This window comes from Shouchella lonarensis (assembly GCF_900096965.1).
In the GTDB taxonomy this organism is placed as follows: domain Bacteria; phylum Bacillota; class Bacilli; order Bacillales; family Bacillaceae_D; genus Shouchella; species Shouchella lonarensis.
The window spans coordinates 237,091-254,826 of sequence record NZ_FMYM01000001.1 but is presented as its reverse complement, the minus strand read 5'-3'; the positions used below and the strand labels follow the sequence as shown (position 1 = coordinate 254,826).

Annotated in this window: 18 protein-coding genes; 3 read left to right on the top strand and 15 right to left on the bottom strand. The window is 43.7% G+C overall.

Annotated features, from left to right (window positions below; all coding sequences use genetic code 11):
• Positions 1 to 4: 4 nt before the first annotated feature.
• The 6 genes from BLT29_RS01305 to BLT29_RS01280 form a co-directional block, all read right to left on the bottom strand.
• Complete coding sequence (locus BLT29_RS01305; RefSeq protein WP_176763731.1) at positions 5 to 772, bottom strand: EcsC family protein; 768 nt, start codon at positions 770 to 772, stop codon at positions 5 to 7.
• 120 nt (positions 773 to 892) lie between these two features.
• Positions 893 to 2,083 (bottom strand): acetate kinase, encoded by a 1,191-nt coding sequence (locus BLT29_RS01300; RefSeq protein WP_090774488.1) that lies wholly within the window; start codon positions 2,081 to 2,083, stop codon positions 893 to 895.
• A gap of 217 nt (positions 2,084 to 2,300) precedes the next feature.
• Entirely contained in the window at positions 2,301 to 3,275 is a 975-nt protein-coding gene (locus BLT29_RS01295) for a class I SAM-dependent methyltransferase (protein ID WP_090774487.1), read from the bottom strand.
• A gap of 62 nt (positions 3,276 to 3,337) precedes the next feature.
• Positions 3,338 to 3,895 carry an elongation factor P gene (gene efp / locus BLT29_RS01290; protein ID WP_090774486.1) on the bottom strand — a complete coding sequence of 186 codons (558 nt, stop codon included), beginning with the start codon at positions 3,893 to 3,895 and terminating at the stop codon, positions 3,338 to 3,340.
• Positions 3,896 to 3,980: 85 nt separating this feature from the next.
• Entirely contained in the window at positions 3,981 to 5,054 is a 1,074-nt protein-coding gene (locus BLT29_RS01285) for a M24 family metallopeptidase (RefSeq protein ID WP_090774485.1), read from the bottom strand.
• Positions 5,055 to 5,122: 68 nt separating this feature from the next.
• Positions 5,123 to 5,626: a YqhR family membrane protein gene (locus tag BLT29_RS01280; protein WP_090774484.1), complete on the bottom strand. Its 504-nt coding sequence runs from the start codon at positions 5,624 to 5,626 to the stop codon at positions 5,123 to 5,125.
• A 250-nt stretch (positions 5,627 to 5,876) separates the two neighbouring features.
• Here BLT29_RS01280 and BLT29_RS01275 point away from each other — a divergent pair, with 250 nt between their 5' ends.
• Positions 5,877 to 6,263: a hypothetical protein gene (locus BLT29_RS01275; RefSeq protein WP_090774483.1), complete on the top strand. Its 387-nt coding sequence runs from the start codon at positions 5,877 to 5,879 to the stop codon at positions 6,261 to 6,263.
• 21 nt (positions 6,264 to 6,284) lie between these two features.
• Here the strand turns inward: BLT29_RS01275 and BLT29_RS01270 are convergent, their stop codons facing one another.
• Positions 6,285 to 7,181, bottom strand: coding sequence for a patatin-like phospholipase family protein (locus BLT29_RS01270; protein ID WP_090774482.1), 897 nt, complete (start codon positions 7,179 to 7,181; stop codon positions 6,285 to 6,287).
• 50 nt (positions 7,182 to 7,231) lie between these two features.
• Complete coding sequence (gene mntR, locus BLT29_RS01265; RefSeq protein ID WP_090774481.1) at positions 7,232 to 7,672, bottom strand: transcriptional regulator MntR; 441 nt, start codon at positions 7,670 to 7,672, stop codon at positions 7,232 to 7,234.
• A gap of 269 nt (positions 7,673 to 7,941) precedes the next feature.
• Between mntR and dat the strand changes: the two genes are divergently transcribed.
• Complete coding sequence (gene dat / locus BLT29_RS01260) at positions 7,942 to 8,799, top strand: D-amino-acid transaminase (protein WP_090774480.1); 858 nt, start codon at positions 7,942 to 7,944, stop codon at positions 8,797 to 8,799.
• On the opposite strand, the gene helD is transcribed toward dat, so the two are convergent.
• Positions 8,796 to 11,123 carry an RNA polymerase recycling motor HelD gene (gene helD, locus BLT29_RS01255; RefSeq protein WP_090774479.1) on the bottom strand — a complete coding sequence of 776 codons (2,328 nt, stop codon included), beginning with the start codon at positions 11,121 to 11,123 and terminating at the stop codon, positions 8,796 to 8,798. The two genes, dat and helD, sit on opposite strands and share 4 nt — an antisense overlap.
• Before the next feature lie 42 nt (positions 11,124 to 11,165).
• The gene (locus BLT29_RS01250; RefSeq protein ID WP_090774478.1) at positions 11,166 to 11,999 is read right to left on the bottom strand and encodes a lipoate--protein ligase family protein; all 834 of its coding nucleotides are present in this window, start codon (positions 11,997 to 11,999) and stop codon (positions 11,166 to 11,168) included.
• Between the two features lie 358 nt (positions 12,000 to 12,357).
• Between BLT29_RS01250 and BLT29_RS01245 the strand changes: the two genes are divergently transcribed.
• Positions 12,358 to 12,741: a rhodanese-like domain-containing protein gene (locus BLT29_RS01245; protein ID WP_090774477.1), complete on the top strand. Its 384-nt coding sequence runs from the start codon at positions 12,358 to 12,360 to the stop codon at positions 12,739 to 12,741.
• 56 nt (positions 12,742 to 12,797) lie between these two features.
• Here the strand turns inward: BLT29_RS01245 and BLT29_RS01240 are convergent, their stop codons facing one another.
• The 5 genes from BLT29_RS01240 to gcvT all read right to left on the bottom strand — a co-directional run bounded on the left by BLT29_RS01240 (position 12,798) and on the right by gcvT (position 17,593).
• Positions 12,798 to 13,406, bottom strand: coding sequence for a class I SAM-dependent methyltransferase (locus tag BLT29_RS01240; RefSeq protein WP_090774476.1), 609 nt, complete (start codon positions 13,404 to 13,406; stop codon positions 12,798 to 12,800).
• Positions 13,407 to 13,580: a class I SAM-dependent methyltransferase gene (locus BLT29_RS13235; protein ID WP_176763730.1), complete on the bottom strand. Its 174-nt coding sequence runs from the start codon at positions 13,578 to 13,580 to the stop codon at positions 13,407 to 13,409. It abuts the gene before it with no gap.
• Between the two features lie 70 nt (positions 13,581 to 13,650).
• Positions 13,651 to 15,132 (bottom strand): aminomethyl-transferring glycine dehydrogenase subunit GcvPB, encoded by a 1,482-nt coding sequence (gene gcvPB / locus BLT29_RS01235; RefSeq protein ID WP_090774475.1) that lies wholly within the window; start codon positions 15,130 to 15,132, stop codon positions 13,651 to 13,653.
• Positions 15,120 to 16,478 (bottom strand): aminomethyl-transferring glycine dehydrogenase subunit GcvPA, encoded by a 1,359-nt coding sequence (gcvPA, locus tag BLT29_RS01230; protein WP_090774474.1) that lies wholly within the window; start codon positions 16,476 to 16,478, stop codon positions 15,120 to 15,122. Before gcvPA ends, gcvPB begins: the two co-directional genes overlap by 13 nt.
• 11 nt (positions 16,479 to 16,489) lie before the next feature.
• Positions 16,490 to 17,593, bottom strand: a complete 1,104-nt coding sequence (gene gcvT / locus BLT29_RS01225) for a glycine cleavage system aminomethyltransferase GcvT (RefSeq protein WP_090774473.1) — start codon at positions 17,591 to 17,593, stop codon at positions 16,490 to 16,492.
• Positions 17,594 to 17,736: the final 143 nt, after the last annotated feature.

Genomic DNA, 17,736 nt, shown 5'->3' with positions numbered 1-17,736 from the left:
TCCACTATCCAGTAACTTGCATGTTTTTTTGCCGCATTAGCCACCGCTTTTGATAAAAAGCTTTCGCTAAAGCAATCACATTTCTCGCATACTGGTAGTTTATCACGCCACCTGCACTTACTGCGACCCACCGCGTTCGTTTGCCACGCATACATAAGCCAATCTTTAACAGTTGCAGGCAAAGGGCTGATGTAATTTCGCGGCGGGAAATCTCTTTTTCTGCGCGATACAATAATTGACCTTTCTCATGTTCACGCAACTCATCTAACAATACCGACCATTCACGCCACTGGTCCTGTTTCGGCAAATAGCCAATATACATCAAACGTATCGCGTAAAATGACTCCAACGGGGACTTAATAGAAAAACCATATGCATGCGCAAGGCAAGCAACCGCCTGGATATGGAGCCATGCTTGTGCTGGAATATCAAGCGCCGCCCCTAGCCGATTCGCATTTGCATATGCGCCTTGTGCAAGAGATAGCAACCGCCATGCTGCTTCATGTACGCGAACAGATGAGGCATGTGATTTCCACACGGATAACGTTGCTTCATCTGAGAGTGATACAACGGTACATTTTTCGCTTACTCTATGCCATTCCAAAAATATATTTTGCAATTGAATCATCAGCGCATCAACTTTCCCGTAAAAGTGTTTTTCAATCGGTAAAAGTGACTGTTGTGTTATTTTCTTGTTATCCTCGCGTGCTATCTTATAAAGGGCGTCTTCAAATTGCGCCACACTCATCATAACTTCTCGCTGAACATCCATTTTCCTTTTCCTCCTCACTTCCTGTACTGCTCTCTCTTTCATTCGCGCTTCTAATCGTCAAATCCTGCATACACAAAAAGGACCAGACCTTTTATCTGACCCTTTTAGGTAAACAACAACTTATTTCGACGTCAACCTCACCGTATCCCGCGCAATCATTACCTCTTCGTTTGTCGGGATGATCATAATTTTCACAGGTGACGTTTCCGTTTGAATGAATGCTTCTTTACCACGAACATTGTTCTTCGTTAAGTCCGCACATACACCCATAAATTCCAATCCTTTTAACACACGCTCACGAATGACGGAACTATTTTCACCGATGCCAGCCGTGAACACGATCGCATCAACACCACCCATACGTGCCGAATACGAGCCAATATATTTATGGATTCGAGACGTAAACACTTCAAGTGCAATTTGCGCCCGTTCGTCCCCTTTACTTGCAGCTGCTTCAATATCACGTAAATCACTCGATGTGCCTGTAATACCAAGCAAACCACTTTCTTTATTAAGCATCGCTAACACTTCATCGACAGATTGTCCCGTTTTTTCCATAATAAATGGAATGAGCGCTGGATCAATGTTGCCAGATCGCGTCCCCATCGTTACACCTGCAAGTGGCGTAAATCCCATCGACGTGTCAATCGATTTACCCCCTTTAATCGCCGCAATGCTTGCGCCATTGCCTAAGTGACATGATAAAATACGTAAGTCTTCTATTGGTCTTTCTAATAATTCTGCTGCTCGCTGTGACACATATTTATGTGACGTACCATGAAATCCATATTTACGAATGCCGTACTTCTCATAATACTCATAAGGCAAGCTGTATAAATACGCACTTTCTGGCATCGTTTGATGAAAAGCTGTATCAAATACCGCTACTGCTGGCACGTTCGGTAATACTTCTTTGAAAGCTTTAATCCCCGTTATATTTGCCGGATTATGAAGTGGTGCAAGTTCACTCACTTCCTCAATTCCTGCAAGTACCTCATCAGTAATGACGACGGAGTCATTAAACTTTTCGCCCCCGTGTACGACGCGATGTCCAATTGCTTCAATCTCATCTAACGAATCAATAATATTTTGTAATGTTAACTGTTCCAATAATTTCTTCACTGCAACCCCATGATTTAAAATTGGTTCAGTAACTGTATATGATTGATCATTGACTTCAATCGTAAATACACCTTCATTCGATCCAATCCGCTCGACAAGCCCTTTTGTTAAAATCATTTCTTCTGGCATCGACAGCAATTGAAACTTTAGCGATGAGCTGCCCGCGTTAATCGCGATAACTTTTCCCATTATTTATTCGCACTCCCTTTTTTATACTCCTTCTCTATTTAAGCATGCCCCTTCGCTCGTTTCAAGCATACAGCGACAATTTCTTTTTCCAAATTTCTTCAGACATAACGAAACCGCCCCCTACAACTTAGCCTTGATAGGTAGGGCGGTCAAATTTAGGTTGCCCCACTTAAAGGGAGCCCAGTTACTCGCGTCCGTGGATATTACAAAGAACAGACTACTCTATCCCCAACTGCTCCGCAAACCACACATTCATCCGTTGCGTCATTTGTTTTAATGCTTCTTCGTTTGTAAAAGAAGGCAGCTCTGCTAACAACGCTTGGCGCGGGATGCGCGTCCCCGTGGTTTTCTTTTGCAGTAATAAAATACTTTTGCCATGCTGTTCACTTTGAAACATGGACGTTGGCAATTGTAATAACGCTAAAACGAGTGCCTCTTCTTTTAAGAAACGATGCAACTTGGGTGCTTGCTCGCTTGTAAATAGATGATTTGGCACTAACAAAACAGCATAACCAGCTGGTTTCAGCATACGGATGCTTTGCTCAATGAACAAATGATGTACATAAGAACGCCCTTTGTCTGCTGCCAACCGATAGGTTTTTGCATGGTCATCGTCCGGATAATAACCCACCGGCAAATCGCTTACGACCATATCAACGGCAGGCATCGTCACTTTTAAACTATCTTGATGTAACAGTGATACTTCACGTTGTTGCAAATTTGCACTTGCGTAAGCGATATGGAGCAACGTTTCATCGACTTCGATGCCTGATGCGTGAACAGGGGATGCTGCATGATTGCAAATCGTAAATAATAAATTGCCCGCTCCAGCAGCGATGTCCAACAATTCACACGCTTCCTCCCGATTACTCATACATTTATTCACCAGGTAGCTCATATAAAAGCCGACGCTATCAGGTGTCATTTCATGATGTGCTTGCACCTGACCTTTCATCCCTTTTAAACAAGCAAGCCTGAACGCTTTGCGCACATCTTCTGGTAGCCATTGTTGCTGCTTGAATTGTTCATATACCTTACGAAATGCCGTTGCGTCAAGCTGACGAGGCGCCTCTCCTGTAAATAAGCCGTTACCTATTTTCGCAATGGCTTCTAAATAGGTGAATGACGTACCTTGTTCTAGTCTTTCTGCTTGTTCATCTAATATTTGGTACAAATACACCGATGGTTCCACCTAAATTCCCCCTCTACTAAATGTAAAAACAGCCCACGTGGATGTGCGCTGTCTGTTGCTCTCTACCCTCGCGAAATGTAAGAAGCATTTCGTGTGTCAATAATGAGCTTGTCCCCTTCGTTTACAAAGAATGGCACTTGAACAGTTAAACCCGTTTCAACTGTTGCTGGTTTCGTGCCACCAGATGCTGTGTCACCTTTAATGCCTGGCTCCGTTTCAGTAACAACGAGCGTCACCGTGTTTGGTACTTCTACACCAATCGTTTCGCCTTGATACGTCATAATGTGTACATCCATATTTTCTTTCAAAAACTTTAGCTCGTATTCGATTTGTCCACTTTGAAGTTCCAGTTGTTCGTATGTCTCACTATCCATAAATGTATGTGTATCACCACTTGCGTATAAATACTGCATACGGCGATTTTCAATATGTGCTTTCGCTACTTTTTCCCCGGCGCGGAACGTCTTTTCTTGGATTGCTCCCGTTCGCAAGTTACGTAGTTTAGAGCGGACAAAAGCAGCGCCTTTACCCGGTTTAACATGCTGAAAGTCTATGACTTGCCAAATGCCGTTATCTACTTCAATTGTTAAACCTGTTTTAAAATCATTTACTGAAATCATGTTTTCCCTCCGACTTTTGGACTATTGCTTTGCACTTTACCAACCACAACCATGTTTACTATACCATAGCTTGCCGCCAATGTCTTTATACATCTAGCTCAATCAACGTTTTCGGTGATTTTGTCAGTGATCGATTGCCTTCATCTGTAATCACGATGTCATCTTCGATTCGTACGCCACCTACATTCGGCACATAAATCCCTGGTTCAATTGTCACAACCATGCCTGGACGCAATACAACATCCGTTGACTTGGATGACAGCGCAGGCGCTTCATGCACTTCCATTCCTAATCCGTGACCCGTGGAATGCCCAAAATATGCACCATACCCTTTTTCCTCAATGTAATCGCGCGTCAAGCGATCTGCTTCTTGTCCAGTTATACCTGCTTTTGTACCATCCATGCCTAACTGTTGCGCCACACGTACCGTTTCATAAATATTACGTAATTGATCAGATACCGGTCCCACAGCCAACGTTCGCGTCATATCTGAACAATATCCTTGGTAGTACGCTCCGTAGTCAAGCGTCACCAATTCCCCAGCTTGAATTTCTTTTTCACTCGCCACGCCATGCGGTAAAGCGCCACGTACACCAGAGGCGACAATCATGTCAAATGAAGACGAAGTTGCTCCTTGCTTGCGCATAAAAAATTCTAACTCGTTGGCAACGGCGAGCTCCGTCACACCCGGCCGAATAAAACCTTGTATGTGTGCAAAAGCTGCATCTGCAATATCTGCTGCCTTCTGCATAATTACAAGTTCAGCGTCTGTTTTCACAAGGCGGTGTGTTTCCACTACATCTGCTACAGGTACAAGCGTGACCTCTGGTAATAATTGTTGATATGTTTCATATGTTTCATATGTAAGTCGCGCTTTTTCAAATCCAAGCCGTTTAATCGCTAACTTCTTCACAAGGTTTGCCACTTCACTTGCGAGTGCGCCCTTTTGCCAAACAAACTCACAGCCACTCACTTCTGCCTTTGCTTGTTCTGTATAACGAAAATCAGTTACAAAAAACGCAGCTGTTTTCGTAAGTAAGAGGGCACCAGATGTTCCTGTAAAACCACTTACATAGCGAAGATTAATCCCAGTTTCAATTAATAAACCATCAATATTGTGTGCAGCTAAATCACGTTGTATCTCGACAATGGCACCCATGTGCAACCCCTCTTTTCCTTGCGTGGATAAAAGAATTGTAGCACAATTTCAGGCGCGCTGAAAAGGGTTTAGCCGAAATCTTTTTGTCCTGCTTTTTGCTCAGCATACTCATAGGCAATAGAATAACCAATAAATAAGCCATACACTAAACATAAACAAAGTGACGTAATTAATGTCGTGAGTGTATATGACTGGACTGGTTTCCACTGTGGGACAAAAGGATTTAACAAATAGAAGATGAGTACCCAAATAAATGCCCCTAATAACAAACCAGGCCAGACACGACTAATTTTTTGTAACGTCCATTTGTACAAAAAAGCTACACCAATTGAGCCAATTGAAATGGTAAAAATCCCTACAACTTGACCTAGGTGCCCATTTTTCCATTCTCCTAGCGCCCATGGCTGCAAAATGAACGCAGGTCCAATCTGCATGAAATTGAAATAGTGAGAAAAATACCCTAGTGAGGACCATAAAAGCCCACCTATAAAACCAATCCAAACCGTCTTTGCGGCAAAACTCATTTGTTTTTGTTGCTTCATTTCGTGATCTGTATATTTCTTTTTACCCATTGGTCCACACCTCCTACACTGAAGTATGCCCATACATAAAAAAACCAACCACTTATCATTCTTCTTATTAGAGAAAGGATTTTTTATTATGTTTGTAGAAAAAGATATATCTGAACCTATTTTCCAATTACGGTGACACTTGTTGAAACAATGGCCAACTAAGCGTATACTTTGTATAAATAAATGCTGACAGCTCTATACGCTCGCATAAACAGACCATGCATACAGAAGGGAGGTGAATCTGCTACTAATGATCATTAGTAGCAGTGCCCTCATGACACGTACGATGCGCTTTATTCTCATGACCATCCTCATTCTTGCCGTGATTGGCATCGCCACGAATATTCTCGGGTTCGTTCAACACACCATCTTTATCGCTGGTATTTGTGCTGTCATGTACATCGTGTATCGCCTCATCGTCTCACAACAACAGAAAACATCTTTGTTTCCAAAAAGGCAGTCAGGTCCCACACGTGCACAAATTAAAAAAGCACAACGCACAAGTACCGTGAAACCGAATAAACAACAAAATAAACGTCAACTTGCACGTAAGTCTAAGCTTGCACGTCGTGACCAGCCTCACCTCACAGTTATAGAAGGAAAGAAAAGCAATAAGACACGAAAGTGGAAAGCTTAATCACCATTTTTATCGTCATCATTAAGAAGAAGGCCAATTTTCTAGAAATGCTGCTGTTTTTTCGTGCCCCACTGCAATCATGGCCTCTTTCTCCACATCTGTAACTGAAAAGTCAGTCACTTTTACCGTATCCACGGGAATGAATACAATATTTTTCGCGTGCTCCTTGCTAATGTAACGCTTATCATGCGCACTCATCATTGTGTCAAACACCGCCTTATACATATCAAATGCATTATAAATTTGATGAGGCGGTTCCTCTTCTAACTGTGGGGACAATTGGAAACCAACTACAGGACGACGAGGGGTTTTTTTTCTATCATGAAAGATCCACATTGGGAAATTGCTTAACAAGCCACCATCAACAATATATGACACACCGCGATCAACTGTTTTATGATGCAACTTCACGGGTTCGAAAAAATAAGGAATGCTGCAGCTCATTCGCACTGCACGGGCAACGCTATATTTTTCAGGGATAATGCCATAATCTTTTAGATCATCAGGTAAAACAACAATCCGTCCACGCGTCACGTCTGACACAACAATTTTAAGTGCGCCTTGAGGCAAATCTTCAAAAGACCGAACCCCTTTTTTCTCTAAACAATCTTGCAACCATTGCTCTAGACGATCCCCTTTATACAAACCGAGCCGAAAGTATAAATTAAGCCACTTTACAAATGGAAAAGGCAAGTATGGGAAACGCTCGTCTTGTAACGTCTTAACATCTAACGTTGATAATGTTTCCAGTAGCTCGTCACTTCGATAGCCGGCCATGACAAGCGCTGCTACAATTGCGCCAGCGCTTGTCCCAGCAATACGATGAAACTTCAATCCCTTTTGTTCTGTCACTTCAAGCGCACCGATGAAAGCAAACGCTCTCACACCGCCTCCTGCAAAAACCGCATCCACATCCATGGCGTTCCACCTCCTACGCTCATCATATGCATACGAGAAAAAAAAATCACTTACTCCTCTTCATCAGCGACCGTCTCTTCATTTCTTTTTTGCACAGCGCCTAATGCCTGAATACGCTCCTCATCTTCTTGAAAATATTGAACCACATCACCAATCCGATCAATCGCATCCCAACTTAAATGATGCTCAATTCCTTCCACATCCCGGTAAATATGCGCTTCGTCAACGCCAATCATCGTAAGAAACGTCTCTAATAACTCATGACGATATACAAGCCTTTTCCCGATCTTGTTTCCTTTCGCAGTCAATACAAGTCCCCGGTAACGCTCGTATACAAGATACTTACTTTTATCAAGCTTTTGAACCATCTTCGTTACAGACGATGGATGCACCGCCAATGCCTCAGCAATATCAGAGACACGCGCATAGCCTTTTTCATCTATCAACACATAAATACGCTCTAAATAATCTTCCATACTTGGTGTTGGCATAATAACCTCCCATTACAAACACAAATCAATGTTACAACCTCATCTTACTATAAAATTTTATCCATGCCCACTCACAGGTGCAACAATCGTATAACAAAAAATGACACTGCCGAGTGATATACCTCAACAATGTTGCTTCTTTTTCCGTCCCGATCATCATAAAAATGAAAGGTCACATTAAGTATTGACAAATGCCTATTTCTTTCGTGAAAATAGAAGTTAGTGAACAGACCCTGTGCAAAATAAGGGCAAAGAGGAGTGAGATGAATATGGCTTACATTCTATGGCAGGGGCAAATCATGAAAGAAGCCACTGCCCAAGCATCCCTTTTTGACCGTGGCTATCAATTTGGCGATGGTATTTATGAGATGGTTCGGTTATATGATGGTCAGTTTTTCGCTTTACAGAAGCACCTTGAGCGCCTCAATAAAAGTGCGGAAAAGCTTGATATGACACTGCCTTATACATCGGCAGAACTTACCCATTTACTCTATCAACTCATCCAAAAAGATCACGCTGACAACGGCAATGTCTATGTGCAAGTAACCCGGGGAACTTCAACGAGAGACCATCTTTATTCACGTACTGAAACACCCATCTTAAGCGCATACCTCCTTCCACAAAAAGACCATCGTCAAGCACATACGAGCGGGATTGCCGCTTATGTCACCGAAGATATTCGCTGGTTACGCTGTGATATTAAAAGTCTCAACTTGCTTGGTAACGTAATGGCGAAACGACAAGCTGCTGATCATCAATGTACGGAGGCTATTTTTCACCGCGATGGTATGATCACAGAAGGTGCCTCAACAAATATTTTTCTTGTCAATAACGGGACATTATATACACATCCAGCAAACAATTTTATTCTAGATGGCATCACCAGACAGGAAGTCATTGACATCGCAGAAGAGCGCCATATCAATGTTGTTCAAGAGCCCTTCCCAAAAGAAGTTCTTGCGCATGCGGATGAAGCGTTCCTTACCGGTACAACCATTGAAATTATGCCGATTCACTCTTTTACTGGCGACGTCCAAGTCACACTGCCAATCGGTCCAATAACCAAGCGCATTCAAGAAGCCTTTACCGCACGTATCGGTATCACCACGACAAACACCTCCTCTTAATCGAGAGGAGGCGTTGTTGCTTCTTTTCGTCGGTATAAATGAGACGGTACTTTTGCTATCCAGTGGCACGGTGCAACAGTTGCAAATATAAACAATTGGTTCATTGCCCTCGTACACGCCGTGTATAAATGATAACGCTCATACTCACTGACATACATTTCTTTTGAAGCATCAAAGACGAGCACCGCATCAAACTCCAGCCCTTTTGCTAAGTAGACAGGTAAGACGACCGCCCCATTTTGATACGTTTGGTCATCTCTTGCAACAAGTTGAATGTCGTGCCACTCACTAAGCTGTGCGTGAGCTCGTACAGCCTCAGCCACTGTCTTTGTTACAACAGCAACCGTTTTTATCCCTTGTGTACTGAATGCTTCAATTTGTGTGCGCACTGCCTTCATATGTGCATCACTATTTGAGGCAACAATAAGCAATGGTGTTTCTCCCACTCGCTCAAATGGCTCAATTACTTCCGGATGTGGCAACAATTCTCGTGCAAAAGACATGAGCGGCTTTGTCGCTCGATAACTTTTATGGAACGACAACTGCTTGGAGCCTGCCCAAGACGAAAGTGCTTGAAAACCTTCTCCGACCTCTACATGCGGAAATAATGCTTGGCTACTATCCCCAACAATTGTAAAGTTCGCTTTCGGATACATCATCCGCAAATAAGCAAATTGAAAACTAGCGTAGTCTTGTGCCTCATCTATAAACACATGTTTCACTGTCCGGTCAACTCGGAATCCTTGCACCGCATCTTGCAAGTACAAAAACGGCGTCGTATCCTCAAACGGGATGCGTTTTTCTGCTAACTCACTTTCTGTCCAATCGGCAATCATCGCAAAATCCGTTATATCTCGATGCACATCAGAACGCAGAAAATGGCTATACAACAACGGCATATGAATAAATTGAAATGACTTTACCCAGTTTCTGAGTGGTTGAAAAGCTTTTTTCACTAAATGACGTGCTGCCACATGGTCAACAGCTTCATTCTCGTTAAACACATCTTCATTCGAATACTGTTTTTGCAACTCGCGATGCATATAAAATAACGTTTCTTCATCCAACAGTTCTCTTTCAGCTTCTACCCAATCATTAAGATGTTCCCGCTTCTCCTTTTGGATAATTAGCTTTAGTAACCACTCTGCCAGCAAATGCACACGGTTTGTCAATGGGATTTTCTTATTTAACTGGTCAAAGAAATGTTTCATCTCCTCTTTTGAAATGAGCACTTCCTTACGAAAAAGGAGATCACAAAACGGTAGGCCGCTCACATGTAATAAAGCAATATAGTCATCCATTCTTTGTTTATAGCGCGCACTTGCCTTATACCGCATGCTCATCATCCGCATCGCATATGCTTTGTCATGTTGGGCGCCAAGCGCATACTCTAACTGCGAGAAGCCATCCTCGACATCATATACCTTTCCGAGACGTTCATACACATACGAGCCAAATGTCTTTTGCGTCATATTTTCTTCACCAAGCTCTGGCAACACGGTTGACACATAACTTGAGAATAACCGATTCGGCGAAAACAAGATGAGCTGGCTCGCATCCAAGTGTTTCCGCTGCCGGTACAATAAATAAGCAGCACGTTGCATCGCCACTGACGTTTTGCCACTACCCGCAACACCTTGCACAATTAATGCAGCACTCTTCTCATCACGAATTGCCTCATTTTGCTCTTTTTGGATCGTGGAAATGATTGTTTTCATTTGTGTCGATGCGCCAGCAGCAAGCGCTGCCCGTAACCGATCATCACCAATAGCAATCGTCGTATCAAACATCGCTTCAAGTTCTCCGCGATGAAAAAGATACTGACGCTTTTGTAATAATTCTCCGTGAACCTCTCCTGCTGGTGCCGTATATGAAACTTGACCCGGTTCTGAATCATAGTAGAGGCTACAAATCGGCGCGCGCCAGTCATAAATTAAAAAATCGAATTCTTGCTCGTCCATAAGCGACGCAATACCGATGTAGACGGCCTCTATCTCTGACTGTCCATCTTCTTTTACATCAATCCGGCCAAAATAGGGCGACTCTGCCAACCGGCGCAACGTCTTCATCTGCTTTTTAATCAGCGCCGCGCTTCGCTCCCGTTCATTTAAAAGCTCGGCTTGCTGTTTAATGCTTGAAATGGTTTCTGCTGTATCATCCGCAGTGGAAAAGTTGACCGTCACATCGTTCCAAAACGTTTCTTTCAGTTCACGTTCATCCGCGTGGACACCTTCTACTTTACTTTTTAATAGCGCCTGCTTCGTGCGAATAAATGCGTGAATATAAGCGGCCCGCTGTCGCTCCCAATCCAATTGCTCTTGCAAGCCTCTCACCCCTTTTTAAAATTGTCTGTCACAATCGCGCGTTTATCGCCGTTCATTCCATTCTGCGGTTGCGTAGCGCGTTTTCGCTAACTGCGCAACATATGCATCTTCTTCTCTTGTTAATGTGTAAGGCGCAAGCTTGATGCCGAGCCCTTTTTCAAACCCATAGTGAAACGCCTTACTTGCTTCTTCCAATGTCACAGGCGTTTCGCGCAACGCGTTAATCGCAACCGCCTTCTTTGCAAATTGCTTTTGCAACCGTTCACGTACCCGCTCGCTTGGATAACGGAACAAATCAAATAATTTATCTTCCTCAATATCAAGTAAGATAGATCCGTGCTGCAAAATGACACCTTTTTGTCTTGTTTGCGCGCTCCCAGCCACTTTCCGTCCTTCAACAACCAGCTCATACCACGACGGTGCATCAAAGCATACAGACGAGCGTGGATTTTTTAACGCCGCTGTCTCATCTGCCGTTTTCGGTACAGCAAAATACGCGTCTAATCCAAGTTTTTTAAACCCTTCCAATAACCCTTCTGAAATGACCCGGTATGCTTCGGTCACCGTTTGCGGCATATCAGGGTGGGCCTCAGATACAATGACACTATACGTTAATTCATGCTCATGTAACACACCTCGTCCCCCGGTCGGACGACGAACAAAACCTAGCTGATGGCGCCTCACCGCCTCCATATCAATTTCCTTCTCCAATTGTTGGAAGTAACCAATTGATAACGTCGGGGGATTCCAGCCGTAAAAACGGATTGTCGGTGGGATTTTCCCTTCACTATGCCAGTTAAGTAACGCTTCATCCAGTGCCATATTGTAAGCTGGATCATGTTTTTCAAACGCAATAAAGCGCCATGTTTCAGTCATATTCATCGCTTCTTTCCTATTTTCATCCTCCTCAGTGTAGCAAACAATACACCAAAGATCTACATATACAGATTCAGACCTCCCCTTGACTTATGCGGACACCAACACGTATATTAAAATGTAATAAAACATGAAATTCAAAATACCGTCTGATGCGAACCACATCAGCATGACCGCCATTCTGTCATTCGCGACACCTCCCCTCTACAGGGAAGACCGACCCACCTTTGCAAACCACATTACCTGTATATTTTTATCTCCCTAGCAATAAATGAACGGTCATACTCATTGAAAAATCCTCATAACAACGCTATAATGAACGATAGCTGATATTGTAAAAGGAGCGTTAAAAGGTCTCATGGACATTCAAATCATTTTAATCATCGTACTTGCTGTTTTGCTTGCTGTATTTATTATACGCCGACTTTACACCCCAAAGTATTTAAAAGTATTGTCACAAGAGGAATTTATCCAAGGTTACCGTAAAGCACAACTAATTGATGTGCGCGAACCTCGGGAGTATGAGGGTGGACACATTTTAGGTGCGCGCAATATCCCGATGTCGCAATTACGGCAACGCGTAAACGAAGTTCGTGCAGATCAAACCGTGTATCTGTATTGCCAATCAGGCATGCGCAGTCGTCAAGCCGCTAAAATAATTAAAAAGAAGCGGGGCGCAACAGATCTCAACCATTTAAAAGGCGGATTCCGCACGTGGACCGGGAAAGTAAAGAAGAAGTAACGAGTAACCTAAAAAGAGGCACCTCCGGGCGCCTTTTTTATTTGTCCTCCTTTCTTCTACTTCTTCTCCGCCACAACATACATATAATCACCAAATCGACTGTGATAACGCTCCAAAACGTCTTTAATTTTATTTGTTTCTATGTCTAATTTCAATTTAGCACAACCCGCTCTCACTTCTTCAACCGATGCTAAATGAGCGAATGTCGACATTCCGGAGCGAATCCGCTCATCTAAGTACAGTTCTGGCGCAAACTTGCCACTATATAAAAATAAGTCTTGAATATGTGGATCAAGTAAGAATGACTCAACGCCAATCAATGTAAACCCCGCTTGTTTGAGCGCTTCATTTACCGTTTCAATGCTCGGCATTTGTGTGATTGACTTCTCTAGTGCATCCGGGAAGTATTCATTTAACCAATAATGCTTCATTTGCTCTGGAGAAGACGTGAAAATAACGAACCGCCCGCGATCTAACGTTCTGTAAACTTCACGAAACGCGCCTGCTAACTGTTCAAAATGGTGAATAGATAATGTACAGACAGCCCCTTGGAACACACCACTTTCATACGGTAGTTGATGAACATCCCCTTCGTGCCAGTCGACTTGCTTAAATTTTTCCCGTGCGTTCTCAATCATAACAGTTGAGATATCATAACCTGTCATTTATAAACCTGTACCTGCTAAGGCGACGGTATAGTTTCCTGTCCCACACGCAATATCAAGCACACGATTCCCATCTGCAACATTCAAATGATGTCGCAAACGTCTAACAATTTCAGGATCTGCTTTCCTTGTCACATCATACGTTGTGCCAATTTGATCATATAAAGGGGTCATCTAAAGCCCTCCTCATCATTTCGATCCTGCCAAAATGCTCGTTAGCAGGATCGATTGCATGTTACATACATTACACCGATAACGTATCTTTCTCTTTCTCGTACCGTAACACCGGTTTACGTGCCGCTCGTGCCTCGTCCAAACGACTGATCACTGTATGATGTGGTGCGTCTTGCACCACTTCCGGCGTCTCTTCTACTTCTTTGGCAATTTGAATCATCGCATCTATGAACGCATCTAACGTTTCTTTTGATTCTGTTTCTGTCGGTTCAATCATCATACACTCTTCAACATTTAGTGGAAAATAGATTGTCGGTGGATGATACCCGAAGTCAAGCAGACGTTTCGCCATATCAAGCGTACGCACCCCTAAATTCTTTTGCCGTTTTCCAGATAACACAAATTCATGCTTGCAATGCTGTGTATATGGTAAGTCAAAGTAAGGTGCTAGTTTGCGCATCATATAGTTTGCATTTAACACCGCAAATTCTGAAACATGCCTTAACCCAGCAGGTCCCATCGTTCGAATGTACGTATATGCCCGAACGTTGATCCCATAATTGCCATAGTAAGGTTTTACCCGGCCAATTGACTGTGGGCGGTGGTCATCAAAATAAAAACGATCATCTTTTTTACGCAGAACCGGCTTCGGTAAAAATGGGATGAGCTCCTTTTTGACACCAACAGGACCTGAACCAGGACCTCCCCCACCATGTGGGCCGGTAAATGTTTTATGCAAGTTTAAATGAACGACATCAAAACCCATATCACCTGGACGGGTGATCCCTAAAATTGCATTCGAATTGGCGCCATCATAATACAGTTTTCCGCCAGCTTCATGAATAATCGCCGCCATTTCAACAATGTCACTTTCAAACAACCCAAGTGTGTTAGGGTTTGTTAACATTAACGCTGCTGTATCTGCGCCAACAACTTCACGTAAATGATCTAAATCGACGAGTCCATGCGCATTCGTTCTGACTGTAATTGTGTCAAAACCAGCCACTGAAGCTGAAGCAGGGTTTGTTCCGTGAGCAGAGTCGGGTACGATGACTTTCGTTCTCTGATCATCACCATTTGCCTCATGGAAAGCCCGAATCATCATTAATCCCGTCCATTCCCCGTGTGCACCTGCCGCTGGTTGTAACGTTACTTCATCCATCCCCGTAATTGCTGCTAACGCTTCTTGTAATTCGTACATTAATTGGAGTGAGCCTTGTACTTGCGTTTCCGGCTGGTACGGGTGTACGTGCGCAAGTCCAGGTATCCGCGCCACATCTTCATTCACTTTCGGATTGTATTTCATCGTACAAGAACCAAGCGGATAAAAACCTGAGTCCACGCCATGATTACGTTTCGACAAAGCTGTGTAATGCCGCATCAAATCCAGTTCAGATACTTCTGGTAAGGCTGCTTTTTCCTTCCGCACATACTCAGATGGAATGAGCGTAGACAGCGCTTGTTCCTCCACGTCTAATTCTGGTAAACTGTGACCGATTCTCCCTGGCTGACTTTGCTCGAAAATGAATGCAGTATCCTTTACTTGCCGCATACGATCGCCTCCAAACTTTCCGCAAATGTATCTAGCTCTTCTTTTGTGCGCAACTCTGTCACTGCAATGAGCATTTGACCGTTACGTGCTGCGTCCACTTGGGTCAAATCAAAACCGCCAATGAAACCCGCCGTTAATAACTTTTCATTTACATCCGCTACAGCTTCACCGACATCGATGACAAACTCATTAAACGTCGGTGTCGAATGGACCACTTTTATCCCTGCTGCTTGGAGGCGCCTTTTAAGGTATGCCGCTTTCTGCACGTTTTGTGCGGCCATTTCCTGCACACCTTCTTTACCGAGTGCTGACATAGCGACGGATGCCGCCAGGGCATTTAATGCTTGGTTCGAACAAATGTTAGATGTTGCTTGTTCCCGACGAATATGTTGCTCACGTGCTTGCAGTGTCAACACAAAGCCACGCTGCCCACTTTCGTCGACCGTTTGTCCAACGAGACGACCAGGAATTTTGCGCATTAATTTTTTCGTTGTAGCAAAATAACCACAATGTGGTCCGCCAAACTGTGTCGCGATCCCAAATGGTTGTGCATCACCAACGACAATATCGGCACCAAAGGCGCCTGGTGGCTCTAAAATACCCAGCGCAAGTGGATTGCTTGATACGACAAAGTGTCCTTTTCCTTCGTGAGCAACTTTCTCAATCTCAGCAAGTGGCTCTAAGCTACCAAAGAAATTTGGATGCTGGACGATGACACAAGCGACGTCTTCATCATGGTGGGCACGTAATGCAGCGATATTTGTTACCCCATCTTCTGTATCAATTTCAATGACTTCTACACCTTGCCCGTACGCATTCGTTGCTAGCACAGCTCGTGCCTCTGGATGAACGGCTTTTGAGACGAGCACCTTTTTCTTTTTTGTATGTCCGCATGACATCATCGCCGCTTCTGCTAATGCCGTTGGCCCATCATACATAGATGAATTCGCTAAATCCATTCCGGTGAGCTCACAAATCATCGTTTGAAATTCGAAGATCGCCTGTAACTCCCCTTGCGAAATTTCCGGTTGGTACGGCGTATATGCGGTATAAAACTCAGACCGGGAAATGACGTGGTCGACAACAGATGGCACATAGTGCTCATACACACCCGCACCTAAAAATGATGGATAGTCTTTTAAAGATACATTTTTATTCGCCAACTGTTGAAAGAAACGTAGTAACTCTGGTTCTTTTAACGCACGGCCAACAGCAAGCTCTTTTTCATAACGAATCGACGCTGGAATATCCGTAAATAGTTCCTCAATGTTAGAAACACCAATTTCATCAAGCATGTGTTGTTTATCTTTTTCTGTCATTGGCAAATAACGATGGATTGCAGTCATAAGAGCCCCTCCTATTTTTTACGTTTATAAAAAGGTGTTGCGACAACGCGCGCTTTCACATGCTTGTTACGGACAGCGACCATCACTTCTGTGTCAACTGTAGTAAAGCGAATGTCTAGTAACGCCAAACCAATGTTTTTTCCTAACGTTGGTGAACGCGTGCCGGTTGTAACAAATCCGATCTCTTCTTCTCCAGCAAACACTGCATAACCCGTACGCGGAATCCCTCTCTCAATCATTTCAATCCCTACAAGCTGACGAGTGAGTGCACCGTCTTTCTGTCGTCGCAATACTTCTTGCCCCATAAACGGTGTATCTTTGTCTGTTTTCACCGCAAAGCCAATGCCAGCCTCAATGGGACTAATTTCCGTTGTCAGCTCCTGTCCATATAACGGGAGGGCTGCTTCGAATCGCAATGTGTCGCGTGCACCTAATCCACACGGCAACAACTTAAATGGTGCGCCTGCTTCCATGATCACTGTCCACAACCGACTTGCATCAGTCGCTGACACATATAATTCAAACCCATCTTCTCCGGTGTAACCGGTACGGGCAGCCAAAACAGAGACCCCACCGATATTTACATCTTCTTGAAAGCGGAACGGGCGAATTGTCGTTAAATCGGTCGATGTGAGCGTTTGCAATAACGCTTCTGCTTGTGGTCCTTGTACGGCAAGTAATGCTGTTTCTGCTGATACATTCGTCAAACACACATCGCCTTCTAAATGACGCGTCATCCATTCGAGATCGCTATCGATATTTGCCGCATTTAACACAAGTAAATAACGACCTTCTGCACGTCGATAAACAATTAAATCATCAACCGTCCCACCTGTTTCCGTGCACATCGCATGATATTGCGCACGTCCGTCTGTGAGCTTTGTTACATCATTTGTGAGTAATTTTTGTAAATAATTCGTTGCATCTTTCCCTTCGACACGTACCTCTCCCATATGAGAAACATCAAACAAACCTACATCATTTCGTACTGCTTCATGCTCAGCCGTAATACTTGAATAAGATACTGGCAATGCCCAGCCACCAAAATCAATCATTTTAGCGCCAGCTTTTAACGATTCCTCATACAAAGGTGTTTGTTTCAATGTCGCTGTCATCTTTTCATCCCCCTTTTATTTCCTGTCGCGCAAAAAAGAGCACAACAAATGAATCACTTGTGTGCTCTGTCCTTGAACCAGAAAGTTTCCTCTAGCACTAAGCTAGAGTGTCTTCGTAGGTGGTCTTTGTGTAAACAGACGCT

What these genes read in the sequence shown, in the direction of transcription:
- BLT29_RS01305 (WP_176763731.1), bottom strand. Translation starts at nt 772, where the DNA reads ATGGATGTTCAGCGAGAAGTTATGATGAGTGTGGCGCAATTTGAAGAC.
- BLT29_RS01300 (WP_090774488.1), bottom strand. Translation starts at nt 2,083, where the DNA reads ATGGGAAAAGTTATCGCGATTAACGCGGGCAGCTCATCGCTAAAGTTT.
- efp (WP_090774486.1), bottom strand. Translation starts at nt 3,895, where the DNA reads ATGATTTCAGTAAATGATTTTAAAACAGGTTTAACAATTGAAGTAGAT.
- BLT29_RS01285 (WP_090774485.1), bottom strand. Translation starts at nt 5,054, where the DNA reads ATGGGTGCCATTGTCGAGATACAACGTGATTTAGCTGCACACAATATT.
- BLT29_RS01280 (WP_090774484.1), bottom strand. Translation starts at nt 5,626, where the DNA reads ATGGGTAAAAAGAAATATACAGATCACGAAATGAAGCAACAAAAACAA.
- BLT29_RS01275 (WP_090774483.1), top strand. Translation starts at nt 5,877, where the DNA reads ATGATCATTAGTAGCAGTGCCCTCATGACACGTACGATGCGCTTTATT.
- BLT29_RS01270 (WP_090774482.1), bottom strand. Translation starts at nt 7,181, where the DNA reads ATGGATGTGGATGCGGTTTTTGCAGGAGGCGGTGTGAGAGCGTTTGCT.
- mntR (WP_090774481.1), bottom strand. Translation starts at nt 7,672, where the DNA reads ATGCCAACACCAAGTATGGAAGATTATTTAGAGCGTATTTATGTGTTG.
- dat (WP_090774480.1), top strand. Translation starts at nt 7,942, where the DNA reads ATGGCTTACATTCTATGGCAGGGGCAAATCATGAAAGAAGCCACTGCC.
- BLT29_RS01250 (WP_090774478.1), bottom strand. Translation starts at nt 11,999, where the DNA reads ATGACTGAAACATGGCGCTTTATTGCGTTTGAAAAACATGATCCAGCT.
- BLT29_RS01245 (WP_090774477.1), top strand. Translation starts at nt 12,358, where the DNA reads ATGGACATTCAAATCATTTTAATCATCGTACTTGCTGTTTTGCTTGCT.
- BLT29_RS01240 (WP_090774476.1), bottom strand. Translation starts at nt 13,406, where the DNA reads ATGACAGGTTATGATATCTCAACTGTTATGATTGAGAACGCACGGGAA.
- BLT29_RS13235 (WP_176763730.1), bottom strand. Translation starts at nt 13,580, where the DNA reads ATGACCCCTTTATATGATCAAATTGGCACAACGTATGATGTGACAAGG.
- gcvPB (WP_090774475.1), bottom strand. Translation starts at nt 15,132, where the DNA reads ATGCGGCAAGTAAAGGATACTGCATTCATTTTCGAGCAAAGTCAGCCA.
- gcvPA (WP_090774474.1), bottom strand. Translation starts at nt 16,478, where the DNA reads ATGACTGCAATCCATCGTTATTTGCCAATGACAGAAAAAGATAAACAA.
- gcvT (WP_090774473.1), bottom strand. Translation starts at nt 17,593, where the DNA reads ATGACAGCGACATTGAAACAAACACCTTTGTATGAGGAATCGTTAAAA.